At 71.6% G+C, this 12,402-nt stretch carries 11 protein-coding genes and 1 pseudogene; 7 read left to right on the forward strand and 5 right to left on the reverse strand.

Annotation, left to right across the window (positions count from 1 at the left end):
* Positions 1-464 precede the first annotated feature (464 nt).
* Entirely contained in the window at positions 465-1,694 is a 1,230-nt protein-coding gene (locus ACZ6JY_RS14010) for an amidohydrolase family protein (protein ID WP_469196140.1), read from the reverse strand.
* Positions 1,695-2,068: 374 nt separating this feature from the next.
* Between ACZ6JY_RS14010 and afsR the strand changes: the two genes are divergently transcribed.
* The 3 genes from afsR (at position 2,069) to ACZ6JY_RS14025 (ending at position 5,807) form a co-directional block, all read left to right on the forward strand.
* Complete coding sequence (gene afsR, locus ACZ6JY_RS14015; RefSeq protein WP_469195622.1) at positions 2,069-5,044, forward strand: SARP-family global regulator AfsR; 2,976 nt, start codon at positions 2,069-2,071, stop codon at positions 5,042-5,044.
* A 208-nt stretch (positions 5,045-5,252) separates the two neighbouring features.
* The gene (locus tag ACZ6JY_RS14020) at positions 5,253-5,435 is read left to right on the forward strand and encodes a sigma-like protein (protein WP_469195624.1); all 183 of its coding nucleotides are present in this window, start codon (positions 5,253-5,255) and stop codon (positions 5,433-5,435) included.
* 183 nt (positions 5,436-5,618) lie between these two features.
* Positions 5,619-5,807: a hypothetical protein gene (locus ACZ6JY_RS14025; RefSeq protein WP_469195626.1), complete on the forward strand. Its 189-nt coding sequence runs from the start codon at positions 5,619-5,621 to the stop codon at positions 5,805-5,807.
* Here the strand turns inward: ACZ6JY_RS14025 and ACZ6JY_RS14030 are convergent.
* Positions 5,792-6,231, reverse strand: a pseudogene (locus ACZ6JY_RS14030) (ATP-binding protein). The gene ACZ6JY_RS14025 and the pseudogene ACZ6JY_RS14030 sit on opposite strands and share 16 nt — an antisense overlap.
* A 215-nt stretch (positions 6,232-6,446) precedes the next feature.
* Between ACZ6JY_RS14030 and ACZ6JY_RS14035 the strand changes: the two are divergent.
* Both ACZ6JY_RS14035 and ACZ6JY_RS14040 read left to right on the forward strand, forming a co-directional pair.
* Positions 6,447-7,298 carry a Scr1 family TA system antitoxin-like transcriptional regulator gene (locus tag ACZ6JY_RS14035; protein ID WP_469195628.1) on the forward strand — a complete coding sequence of 284 codons (852 nt, stop codon included), beginning with the start codon at positions 6,447-6,449 and terminating at the stop codon, positions 7,296-7,298.
* Positions 7,299-7,309: 11 nt separating this feature from the next.
* A complete protein-coding gene (locus ACZ6JY_RS14040) occupies positions 7,310-7,573 on the forward strand; it encodes a DUF397 domain-containing protein (protein WP_469195630.1) in 264 nt (87 codons plus the stop codon).
* On the opposite strand, the gene ACZ6JY_RS14045 is transcribed toward ACZ6JY_RS14040, so the two are convergent.
* Together ACZ6JY_RS14045 and ACZ6JY_RS14050 are read right to left on the reverse strand one after the other, a co-directional pair.
* A complete protein-coding gene (locus ACZ6JY_RS14045; RefSeq protein ID WP_469195632.1) occupies positions 7,570-8,550 on the reverse strand; it encodes a hypothetical protein in 981 nt (326 codons plus the stop codon). The two genes, ACZ6JY_RS14040 and ACZ6JY_RS14045, sit on opposite strands and share 4 nt — an antisense overlap.
* A 55-nt stretch (positions 8,551-8,605) precedes the next feature.
* Positions 8,606-9,487, reverse strand: coding sequence for an ATP-grasp domain-containing protein (locus ACZ6JY_RS14050; protein WP_469195634.1), 882 nt, complete (start codon positions 9,485-9,487; stop codon positions 8,606-8,608).
* A 164-nt stretch (positions 9,488-9,651) separates the two neighbouring features.
* Here ACZ6JY_RS14050 and ACZ6JY_RS14055 point away from each other — a divergent pair, with 164 nt between their 5' ends.
* Together ACZ6JY_RS14055 and ACZ6JY_RS14060 are read left to right on the forward strand one after the other, a co-directional pair.
* Positions 9,652-10,230 carry a hypothetical protein gene (locus tag ACZ6JY_RS14055; protein ID WP_469195636.1) on the forward strand — a complete coding sequence of 193 codons (579 nt, stop codon included), beginning with the start codon at positions 9,652-9,654 and terminating at the stop codon, positions 10,228-10,230.
* Between the two features lie 56 nt (positions 10,231-10,286).
* On the forward strand, positions 10,287-10,682 hold the full coding sequence (locus ACZ6JY_RS14060; RefSeq protein ID WP_469195638.1) for a VOC family protein: 396 nt from the start codon (positions 10,287-10,289) through the stop codon (positions 10,680-10,682).
* Positions 10,683-10,719: 37 nt separating this feature from the next.
* On the opposite strand, the gene ACZ6JY_RS14065 is transcribed toward ACZ6JY_RS14060, so the two are convergent.
* Positions 10,720-12,321: a FadD3 family acyl-CoA ligase gene (locus ACZ6JY_RS14065; RefSeq protein WP_469195640.1), complete on the reverse strand. Its 1,602-nt coding sequence runs from the start codon at positions 12,319-12,321 to the stop codon at positions 10,720-10,722.
* Between the last annotated feature and the right edge of the window lie 81 nt (positions 12,322-12,402).

Here is a 12,402-nt window from a genome sequence, read left to right on the forward strand (position 1 = left end):
GCGACGCCGGAAGGCGAGGCGCGACGCCGGAAGGCGAGGCGCGACGCCGGAAGGCGAGGCGCGACGCCGGAAGGCGAGGCGCGACGCCGGAAGGCGAGGCGCGACGCCGGAAGGCGAGGCGCGACGCCGGAAGGCGAGGCGCGACGCCGGAAGGCGAGGCGCGACGCCGGAAGGCGAGGCGCGACGCTGCCGGTCGAGGTGCTGTCGGGCGCGTCTGAGCCGCTGCGGCTCGCCCCCCCTTGCCCTTCCGGCCGGATCAGCGCCCGCCCGCCCCTACGTCACCGCATCCGCCGCGGCGAGACGGGCGGGCCGGGTGGGAAACCCTTCGCCGCGAAGCGGCGGCTTGAAGCCCCTACGCCCCGCGCCGCAGCCCCGGAGACCCGCGAGGTCCCGCCCCGGCGGAGCCTCGGCCGCAGGCGGCGACGGCACCCCCGGGCGGCGGAGCCCACCCCCGGGGACACGGTTCACGCACCCGCCCAGAGGCCCGCCTCCGACAGCCCCAGAAGATCAATCGCGTTGCCCCGCACAATGCGGGAGACCACGTCAGGGGCGAGGTGCCCCATCTGACTCTCCCCCACCTCCCGGGACTTCGGCCACGTGGAGTCCGAGTGCGGATAATCCGTCTCGTACAACACGTTCCCGACCCCGATGGAATCCAGGTTCCGCAGCCCGAAGGCATCGTCGAAGAAGCACCCGTAGACATGCGAGGCGAACAGCTCCGACGGCGGCCGGTGCACCTTGTCCGCGACCCCGCCCCACCCCCGGTTCTCCTCCCACACCACGTCCGCCCGCTCCAGGATGTAGGGGATCCACCCGATCTGCCCCTCGGCGTACATGATCCGCAGCCCGGGGAACCGCTCGAACTTGCCGCTCATCAGCCAGTCCACCATCGAGAAACAGCAGTTGGCGAAGGTGATCGTGGAGCCCACGGCCGGCGGCGCGTCCGCGGACGTCGACGGCATCCTGCTGGACGAGCCGATGTGCATGGCGATGACCGTCCCCGTCTCGTCGCACGCCGCGAGGAAGGGGTCCCAGTCGTCGGTGTGGATGGACGGCAGCCCGAGATGCGGCGGTATCTCGGAGAACGCGACCGCCCGCACCCCGCGCGCGGCGTTGCGCCGCACCTCGGCGGCGGCCAGTGCGGGGTCCCACAGGGGGATGAGGGTCAGCGGGATGAGGCGGCCCCCCGCCTCGGGACCGCACCACTCCTCGACCATCCAGTCGTTGTACGCGCGTACCGCGAGCAGCCCCAGCTCCCGGTCCTTGGCCTCGGTGAAGGTCTGGCCGCAGAAACGCGGGAAGGTGGGGAAGCAGAGCGCGGACTGGACGTGGTTGACGTCCATGTCGGCCAGGCGTTCGGGCACGCTGAACGACCCCGGGCGCATCTGCTCGTAGGTGATGACCTCCAGCTTGATCTCGTCCCTGTCGTAGCCGACGGCCGTGTCGAGCCGGGTCAGCGGGCGGTGCAGGTCCTCGTACACCCACCAGTCCCCGATGGGCCCTTCGTCGCCTTTCTCCCCCATGACCGGCGCGAACTTCCCGCCGAGGAACGTCATCTCCTTCAGGGGCGCGCGGACGATACGGGGGCCGATGTCCCGGTACTTCGACGGGAGCCGGTCCCGCCAGACGTCCGGCGGTTCGACGGTGTGGTCGTCCACCGAGATGATCTTCGGGAAGGTCTCCGAGCTCTCCATGGTCTCCATACGCCCAAGGTAGCGCGCATCTGACACCCCGTCAGCTACCGGTGCGCGACCCGGCACCCACCCCGTCGCGCCCCGGAGCCGATACGGAACCACGACCGGAACCACGACCGGAACCATGACCGGAACCGGCGCGTAATCGGCATCCCGTCACGAACTCCGTGCGAGGACCCTGTGAGAGCCGTCTCCCACGGCTGACGCATCAGCCATGAACAAGGCAAACTGACGGGTGCAAGAAACCGAGGTACGGCTGAGGCGCGCCCGGCGCGCCGCCTTGGCACCGCCGAGGTGACCGGAGAACGGCAAGACCGCGGGACGGGCAGCCCGCGACCGGCAGGACTGGGAACGGCAGGGCAGCAGGGGGAGCGATGGTCGATGTACCGCGAGTACCGGAGCAGTGGCGTCCGGCCTCGGGGGACGCCCCCGAGGAGCGGACCGAGGGGAACCCCGAGGTCCAGGCGTCACGTTTCAGCGTGCTCGGGCCGGTGCGCGCATGGCACGGTGAGGAACAGCTCCCGCCCGGCTCTCCGCAGCAGCGGGCCCTCCTCGCGGCCCTCCTGCTGCGGGACGGCCGCACGGCCACGGCCTCGGAGCTGATCGACGCCCTCTGGGGGGAGGAACCGCCCTCGCAGGCACTGGCGGCGGTACGTACGTACGCCTCCCGGCTGCGCAAGGTGCTGCCCCCCGGCGTTCTCGTCAGCGAATCCGGGGGCTATTCCATCCAGGCCGCGGACGGCGCCCTCGACCTCGCCGTGGCGGAGGACCTCTGGGCCGCGGCGGAGAAGGCCCGTAGCGCCGGTGACCTGTGCCGGGCGCGGACCCTGGTCAACAAGGCGCTCGCCCTATGGCACGGCGAACCCCTGGCCGGCGTGCCCGGGCCCTACGCCGACACCCAGCGCACGCGCCTGGAGGAGTGGCGCCTGCAACTGATCGAGACCCGCCTGGACATGGACCTTGAGCAGGGCTGCCACGCGGAGGCCGTCTCGGAACTCACCGCCCTGACGGCGGCGCACCCTCTGCGCGAGCGCCTGCGCGAACTGCTGATGCTGGCCCTCTACCGCAGCGGGCGGCAGGCCGAGGCCCTCGCCGTCTACGCGGACACGCGCCGCCTGCTCGCGGACGAGCTGGGCGTGGACCCGAGGCCGGGCCTCAAGGAGCTCCAGCAGCGCATCCTCAAGGCCGACCCGGCCCTCGCGGAGCCCGCGGCGGCCGCCGCCGAGCCGACCGCCACCGTGGTGCGGCCCGCGCAGCTCCCGGCGACCGTCCCCGACTTCACGGGACGCGCCTCCTTCGTCACCGAACTGAGCGACATCCTCTCCTCCGCCGAGGGGCGGGTGATGGCGGTCTCGGCCCTGGCGGGCATCGGCGGCGTCGGCAAGACGACCCTCGCCGTGCACGTGGCGCACGTGGCCCGCACCCACTTCCCCGACGGCCAGCTGTACGTGGACCTCCAGGGCGCGGGCGCGAGGGCGGCGGAACCGGAGACGGTCCTCGGCGCCTTCCTCCGCGCCCTCGGCACGCCCGACTCGGCGGTCCCCGACTCCCTGGAGGAGCGGGCGGCCCTGTACAGATCCGTCCTCGACGGCAGAAGGATCCTCGTCCTCCTGGACAACGCCCGCGACGCGGCCCAGGTGCGCCCCCTCCTGCCCGGCATGGAGGGCTGCGCGGCCCTGGTGACGAGCCGCGTCCGCATGGTCGACCTGGCGGGGGCGCACCTCGTCGACCTGGACGTGATGTCTCCCGAGGAGGCCCTGCTCCTGTTCACCCGCATCGTCGGCGAGGAGCGGGTCACCTCCGAGCGCAAGGCCGCCCTGGACGTCGTCGCGGCCTGCGGCTTCCTGCCCCTGGCCATCCGCATCGCGGCCTCCCGCCTGGCGGCCCGCCGCACCTGGACGGTCTCGACGCTCGCGGTGAAGCTGGCGGACGAACGCCGCCGCCTGGACGAACTCCAGGCCGGCGACCTCGCCGTCAAGGCCACCTTCGAACTCGGCTACGGCCAACTGGAGCCCGCCCAGGCCCGCGCCTTCCGCCTGTTGGGCCTCGCGGACGGCCCCGACCTGTCCCTGGCGGCGGCCGCGGCCGTCCTCGACCTCCCGCCCGAGGAAGCGGAGGACCTCCTGGAGGCCCTGGTCGACACCTCCCTCATCGAATCCGCCGCCCCCGGCCGCTACCGCTACCACGACCTCGTCCGCCTCTACGCGCGTGCGTGCGCCGAACGCGACGAACAACCCCCCAGCGAACGCACCGCGGCCATGTCCCGCCTCCTCGACTTCTACCTGGCCTCGGCGGCCCGGGTGTACGCCATAGAACGCCCCGGTGACCGTACGGTCGACCACCTGGAGCGCACGGGCCATCCGGGCCAGGACTTCAGCGACGACACGAAGGCCCTGGACTGGCTCCACTCGGAGGCGGCCTGCATCCTGGCCTGCGTCCAGCAGTCCCTGGCCCCGGAAACGCTCCGCCGAGCGGTCGACCTCCTCCTCGCCTCCAAGGACCTGGCGGAATCGGGCGCGAGCTCCCTCCGCTACGAACTGGCCACGTCGGCCGCACGTGACGCGGCGGCAGCCCTGGGCGACGCACACGCGGAGGGCCGCGCACGGGTCACGCTCACGCAGGTGCACAGCAACGCCGGGCGATTCGACGAGGCGAAGCTGGAGGCCGAACGGGCCACCGCGCTCGGACTGGTGGCCGAGGATCCATGGATCAGCAGCAACGCGCCCAACGAGCTCGGAATCATCGCCAACTGCACGAGCCACTACGCCGACGGGGAGACTTACCTCCTCAAGGCCATCCAGGCCTTCCGCGCCGATGGGAACCGCCCGGGTGAGGCCAGCGCGCTCTGCAATCTCTCCCGTGTCGTGGCTTCGATGGGCGACACCTCACGCGCCGTCGGACTCGCTCAGCGCGGTATCACCATCTATGACGAACTCGGCATGACGGTCCGCCTCGCGAACGCCCGGTACGCCCTGGGGGTCGTCCTCGCCCAGTCCGATCGTCTGGACTCGGCGCTGGAGCAGCTTGTCGACTCCCTGCGCATCTTCGTGGAGAGCCGCCAGCGACTGTGGGAGGGTACGACGCACTTCCGCATCGCCCAGGTCCACCTGGCCGCCCACCGCCCGGCACAGGCCGCTCGGCACGCGGAACAGGCCCTCACCGCGGAATGCATAGGCGGTGACTGGATGCGCGCCAACACGCTCACCCTGCTGGGCAGGACGCTGAACGCCCTGGGGCAGCAGGGCCGCGCGAGGGCTTGCTGGCAGGATGCGCTAGCCATCTACAAGGAGCTGGGCGCGACCGAGTCGGACGAGGTGCGCAGCCTCCTTGCCCCACTCACCGCAGTCTGAACTCACCCCCTGAGGCACGTTCATCGAACGTTTATGGATGCCTGGCACTCTCAATGCATCGAACCGTCGCATCGGGGGGCAGACGGGTCGCCTTGGGCCTCACAACTAGAGTGAGCGCCTCCAGAACGCCCGCTCAGCGATCCTCGGGGGAATTGCTGAGCGGGCGCTTCTACCACATAAGCGACGTTGACTCTAGGAGTTGTCAATCATGAGCGACATCGGAAAGAACGAGGACGTCACCACTCAAGGTGACAGCCACTCGCCCGCCCCGCCCGCCAAGAGCGGCGTGACCACGCAGGGCGACAGTCACTCACCCGCTCCGCCGGCCGACGGCGGCATCACCACGCAGGGCGACAGTCACTCGCCCGCTCCGCCCGCCAAGGACGCCTAGAGACTTCCTTCCCGACGGGGGTCGGCCGCGGCGGCGCGGAGGGGGAGCCGTCGCGGCCGACATAAGCGCAAGGCCCTGTTCCGGCCAATCGGTGACCAGTTCCAGGCAAGGTGCTCGAACTCCAGTGCCATATGCCACTAGCGTCACGTGCAGCCACTAGTGCCTTACTGCATGGGAGTTGGAATGACCCGCACCAAGAAGGTTCTCGTCACCCTGGCCATCGCGGCCGCCGCTGCGGGCGGCACCGCCGCCCCGGCCCTGGCCGACAGCCACATGCCGGTCACGCCGCAGGGCGACAGCCACATGCCGGTCACCCCGCAGGGCGACAGCCACATGCCGACTCCCCCTCTGGCTGATCACGCGGCCCTCTGAGCCGCCACCAGCTCGCACCACACGTACTTGCCGCACCCCTCCACCCTCCCTGGGCGAGGGCGTACCACCCCCACCCGTCGGAGCACTTCCGCACCAGATCCAACCCACGTCCCTCCTCCGCATCCGAGGCAGCGGCGTCCGGCGGTGGCTCCGGCGGGGTTGGATCGGCGTCCCACACCCCGATACGAAGCACCGGCCCCGCCCAGCGCAGCCGAAGCGCGGCGGGCCCTTTCGTATGCCGCAACGCATTGCCCACCAACTCCGTGGCCACCAGCTCGGCAGCCTCGCCGAGGTGCGGCAGCCCATGCGCGGCGAGGATCAGCCGCAGAGTACGACGCCCGATCGTGACGGCACGGAGGTCGTGCGGGACGTAGAGGGTGTACTCCCAGGGCTCGTCCGGCTGGACGCGACTGTTTTCGGGCATGGCGGTACTCCCGTTCGTGGAGGGGGCGAAGGCGGACACCCGTGGGCCGGTGGCAATGCCGACTCCACCAGGGCGTGACGGAGCGGTGCGCTTCCGGCTTCCGCCGGTTCCGCAACGTGTGCGGTGCGTCACTGACCGTAAGGGTTATCAGTAACCCCGGTCAAGCCGTTCACGTAGGCTGGTGCCGTCCTCAACTGACGGGAGCGCAGCGGAACATGCCGGCGCGGAAGGTGATCACAGCCAGGCAAGTGCGCCTGGCGACGGAGCTGCGCAAGCTGCGCGAGCGGGCAGGGCTCTCGGTACGCGAGGCCGCCCAACTCCTCGGCATCGCGCCGCCGAAGCTGTCCAACACCGAGGCGGCGCAGGTCGGCGTCAGCCCCGAGCGCGTACGCCACTTCGCCAGCCAGTACGCGTGCGAGGACGCCGCCCTGGTCAAGGCCCTGGCAGCCATGGCCGGCGAACGCGTGCGGGGGTGGTGGGAGGAGTACCGGGAAGCCGTCCCGTCCGGTTACCTCGACCTGGCCGAGCTCGAAGAGAACGCCACCCGTCTGTGGACCTTCCAAACCGTCCACGTTCCCGCCTTGCTACAGACCGAGGACCAGGTACGCGCGATCTTCACCTCTACCGTCCCACGGCTGCCCACGGAGGAAGTCGGCATACGCGTACGCTTCCGCCTGCGCCGCCAGGAACTCCTGGACCGGCCCGGAGGCTTCGGTTACGTGGCGGTGATCCATGAGGCCGCCCTGAGGATCAGGGCCGCCGACAGCGAGGTCGCCCGCAGCCAGTTGCGGCACATCCTGGAGCAGGCAGAACGTCCACACGTGACGGTTCGCGTGGTCCCGTTCGACGTGGACGGTTTTGCCGCCCTCGGCGATCCGCTCCTCTACGCCGTGGGACCAGTCCCGCAGTTGGACACCGTCCTGACGGACACCCCGCACGGTGGCGCCTTTCTTGACGGTGAGGCGCAACTCAGCCGCTACCGCGAGGTCATGCGCAAGGTGGAGGGGGCGGCGTTGGGGGTCCTAGAGTCGAGGAACCTCATCGACCGCATCCGCCAGAGCACGTGAAGGGCCCCGTCATGACCCACGAAACCGCATGGCAGAAGTCGTCGTACTCCGGCGGCGGTGACTCGTCCGACTGCGTCGAGCTGGCCGCCACCGCGGCCACGATCCACCTCCGCGAAAGCGAAACCCCCACGCTGCGCCTGACGACCACCGCCCCCCGCCTGGCCGCCCTAATACGCACGCTCAAATCCACCCCGCCCCACCCCCGCGGCCGCCAGGTTCAACGGTTGCACGAAAGTGCCGCCCCTCCCCCGCAAAACCCCAGGTCAGAGGCCTAACCCCACTCCGCCCGTGGGACTTTTCCGCAATCCGCCATCCCAGACCTCGCCAGCGCCTGCCGTACTCGGCGTACGAAGCGGGTCGGGGTGTGGAAGACCTCCTCCGCCGTGACGCGGACGATCAGCCGGATCTCCGGGCACGAGCCCAGTTCGTTGAAGCGGTGCAGGTCGCGGCGGTGGGCCTCGCGGGTGCCGTGGTAGGCGTAGCCCTCCACCTCGACCGCCACGCACTCCTCCCGGAAGAGGAAGTCGGGGCGGAGCCTCCGGCCGGCCGGGGTCAGCAAAACCGCCTGGGAAGTCGGGTGCAGGCCCGCGTCGTGCATCCGGAGGCGGGCCATCGTTTCCGCCGGGGAGCCCGACGCGGGGTCCGCCAGCGTCAGCCGCCGGCTTGCGCGCGACGCGCCGGGGAGGGGGGACGACAGGGCCTCGGTCAGCGCCCCACGGCCCGTGATCAGCGGGCTCCGCCTCAGGCCGCCGTACGCCCGGCGGGACAGGGCCGAGTCGACGGCCACCAGGGCGTCCTCGCGCGAGGCGCCGCGGAGGAGGTCGGCCAGCGTACGGGTGACCGTCGTGACCCGGAGGCCGTCACGGAGCGTGGTGTCGGTGGGCGCGAGCGGGAGCCAGTGGACGCGGGCCGCTGCCTTGCGGCGGCACCGGCGCGGGTCCGTGAACTCCAGCGCGTCGGTCAGGACTTCGATGCCCCAGAGCCGCGCCGCCGAACGGTGGCTGGCCACCAGGCCCGGCATCGACAGCTGACCGGCCCGCAGCCGGAGCCGCCAGTCCACCGCGCGGCCCGGCTCCGCCCAGCCGCCGCCCGGGATGCGCGTCCAGCCGTCGGCCGCCAGCTGCCGGAACAGTGAGACCCGCGGGTGCCCCGCCTCCAGCGCCCAGCGGCTGAGCAGCACCCCTCCGACGGCCAGGGCCCGCAACGGCTCCCCCGCCCCGCATGCCTTCCGTGGTCCCCCCGTATGCCCCATGCCTCAAGGCTGCCGCAGATCGGTCGGCCATGGGGCACCTGTGGATAACCCTCCGTCACGTCCTCGACAGGGTCCGCAGTGACGACTTCAGCGCGGTCACGAAGGTGTCCCGGGTGGGGGCGTCCAGGAGGGCCAGGGACAGGTACGGGTTCAGGTCCTCCAGTTCCACCAGGAGCAGGGCGCCCTCACGGGTGCGGCAGGCGTCCACGCGTTGGATTCCGTGGTCGATCGCGTTCCAATCGATGAAGCGCTGGGCGAAGGCCAGGTCGGCGGGGGTCGCGTCGTAGCGCCGCAGGTCCCAGCGGCGGTCGGGGGCGGGGGCGTACAGCGCGTACTGGAAGGTGTGGTCCACGTAGTAGAACGAGACCTCGTACGTGAAGTCGATCAAGGGCTGGATCAGGACCCCGGAGGGACCGCCGGCGAGGGACGCCCGCAGGTCCGCCGCCGGCACGAAGCGCAGGCCTATCGAGTCCGCCCCCTGCTTCGGCTTGATCACGTACGTGTCCGTGGGCGGGAGCCGGTCGGCCGCCCCGGGGGTGTCGACCGTGGGGATCACCGGGTAGCCCGCTGACGTCAGGTCCAGCAGGTACTGCTTGCCCACCATGTCCGCTCTGCCGGAGAGCTGGTTGTAGACGGGCGTCCCGCTGACCGCCGCGCGCTCGCGGAAGTCGTTCCACGCCTCCAGGTAGTGCAGGACGGGACCGGTGTTGCGGATCACCGCCACGTCGAAGGCCGCCGTCTCCAGCAGGGACGCCGCGTCCAGCGGATGGCACAGGGCCACGTCGAAGTCCTCGCGGAGGCGGGCGGTGAGGTGGATGTCCTCGTCGCAGTAGCGGCGGCCCTTCGCCTCGTAGGTGAGGTCCGTGACGAAGAGGACACGCGGGCGGGGGGACGAAGGGCCCGTCAGGGGGGCTTGGCGCGGTGGTTCGGGTGACATCGCGCAATCGTTTCAGAGTCGGGCAACCGGTCTCCGCCGTGTGCGCCGCCCTCCGTGGCAGAGTCGTGCGCATGGTCACCTCTACGTGTAACCGGCATCCCCGGCGGAGCGGTTCTCGAAGACGCCGTGCCGCCGCGTGCGGCCTTCTCCTCGGCGCTGTCCTCATGTCCCTCACCGGCTGCGGTGAGGAGGGTCGTCCCGGCTCGGCCGTCGGCACCAGCGACGACGTGCCGCCGCCCAGCAAACCGTCCTCCGCCACGGCCTCCCCCGGTTCCGCCTCCGGTTCCGCTTCCGGCGGCTCCCCCTACGTGGAGCCCGGAGTCGTCGACGGCGCCCCGCACAACGGCGAGAACAACGCCTACCGCAGGCCCGGCAGGATGTCCGCCGCCGACGCGGAGGCCGCCGAACGCGAGGCCGCCCGTATCCGGCCCGTCCTGAAGCGGCTCTGGGAGCGGAAGAAGTGGGACCCCGACAGCGTGCGCGCCGCGCTCACCGGCAAGCTCGGGTACGAGACCCGGAAGGCAAGCGGCGCCGACAAGCCGCTCGGCGGCACGCTGGAGGTGCGGGAGATGTACGGGCGGTACGAGGAGAAGCGGTACGTGACGCCGGATGGCGCCCTCATCGGCCTCTACGTGGGGGACGGCGCGTGCGTCACCGGCTTCGTCCAGAAGACCGACTTCGACGTGAAGACGAACGGGCGGTTCATGGAGTCCGGCTGCCTGGAACCGCTCACCGGTCACTGAACCCGCCCCGGATATCCCGTGGACAGCCGCTCCGCCCGCGGCGGATAGTGCCGCCCATGACTTCTCTCGTGCGCCACCTCACGTTCGATTCCCACGACGCGTACCGCCAGGGCACCTTCTGGGCCGAGGTGCTCGGCGGTTCGATCGCCGACGACGACTTTCCCGGTGACCCGGAGGCGCTCGTTCAGGCGGACGGCATCACGCTGCTCTTCGTGACGGTGCCGGACACCAAGACCGTCAAGAACCGCGTGCACGTCGACCTCCAGCCGCAGGACCGCACCCGCGACGAGGAGGTGGAGCGGCTCCTCACGCTCGGGGCCAAGGTGCACGACGACCAGCGGCGGCCCGACGGCCGTGGCTGGGTCACCCTCACCGACCCGGAGGGCAACGAGTTCTGCGTGGAGCGCAGCGCCGCCGAGCGCAAGGCCTTCGTCGAGGCCGCCGGCGCCTGACGACGCGGCCCCCGAGCACCGAGCACGCAGCCATGCCTCAGCGCGCCGCCCGCAGCTCCCCCTTCACCACCTTGCCGCTCGCGTTCCTCGGCAGCTCGGGGACGAACTCGACGGCCCTCGGCACCTTGTAGTTCGCCATCTCGCGCCGTGACCAGGCGATCAGGTCGTCCGCCGTCACCACCGCGCCGGGGCGCCGCACGACGTACGCCCTGCCGACCTCACCCAGCCTCGCGTCGGGCACGCCGATCACGGCGACGTCCGCCACGTCGGGGTGGAGGCCGAGGAGCTGCTCTATCTCGGCGGGGTAGGCGTTGAAGCCGCCGACGATGAACATGTCCTTGACGCGGTCCGTGATGCGGAGGTTGCCGTCCTCGTCGAGGACGCCCACGTCACCGGTGCGCAGCCAGCCGTCGGGGGAGACTGCGCGGGCGGTGCCCTCGGGGTCCTCGAAGTAGCCGCGCATGACGTGGTGGCCGCGGACCAGGATCTCGCCGGGGCGGTCCGGTGGCAGCGGCTCGCCCCGCGGGGAGACCACCCGTACCTCCGTGCCGGGGATGGCCCGGCCCGAGGTCCGCGCGATGACCTCGGGCGGGTCGCCGCGGCGGCACATCGTCACGATGCCGCTCGCCTCGGAGAGCCCGTACGCGGTGAGGACGGTGCCCACCCGCAGTTCGCCGCGGAGCCGCTCGACGAGCCGGAGCGGCACCACCGCCGCGCCCGTCACCACGAGCCGCAGCGCGGACAGGTCGTGCCTCTCGCGCGCCGGGTGGTCGAGGATCGCCTGGTGCAGGGTGGGCGGGCCCGGCAGGACGGAGATGCGTTCGGCGGCGACGTTCGCGAGGACGGTGTCCACGTTGAAGACCGGCTGCGGGACCATCGTCGCGCCGCGCGTGAGGCAGGCGATGACGCCGGCCTTGTAGCCGAAGGTGTGGAAGAACGGGTTCACGATCAGATAGCGGTCGCCCTCGCATAGCCCGGCCAGCTCGCTCCACACGTCGTAGCAGCGCAGGGTCTGGGCGTGGGTGATGACGGCGCCCTTGGGGCGGCCCGTCGTGCCGGAGGTGAAGATGATGTCCGAGGGCGCCGATCCCTCGACCGAGGCCGCGCGGGCGCGGACCGCGGCCGCGTCCACCGCGTCACCGCCCGCAAGGAACTCCTTCCAGGTGCGGAAGTTCTCCGGGGCGTCGTCCGAGAGCACCACCACCTGCTCCAGGTGGGGCAGGCCGGGCAGCGGCCCCTCCCCCGGGCCCTCGGCGGCCGCGCGGCGCAGGGACGCCACGTACGACGTACCGAGGAAGGTGCCGGTGACGAAGAGGAGCTTCGCGCGGCTGCGGGCCAGGACGTAGGCGGCCTCCGCGCCCTTGAAGCGGGTGTTCAGCGGTACGAGGACGCCGCCCGCCGAGACCGCGCCGAGCGCGGAGACGATCCAGTCGAGGGTGTTCGGGGCCCAGACGGCGACGCGGTCGCCGGGCTCGACGCCGTTCGCCAGGCAGGCCGCGGCGGCCCGCTCCACGCGCGCGCCCAGCTCCTCGTACGAGACGCGGGTGCGGCCGTCGACGACCGCCTCCCGGCCGCCGTACCGCTCGGCGGCCGTCCGCACCAGTCCGGGGATGCTGCCCCACTCCAGGTCGCCGCGCATCGCAAGCCTCCCGCTCCCCCCGAGCCCCCGGGCACTTAGGGGCAAGGGTCGCACCGTTGCTGACTACCCGTCAGATTAACG

The sequence above is a fragment of the Streptomyces sp. NPDC046335 genome (genome assembly GCF_055587985.1).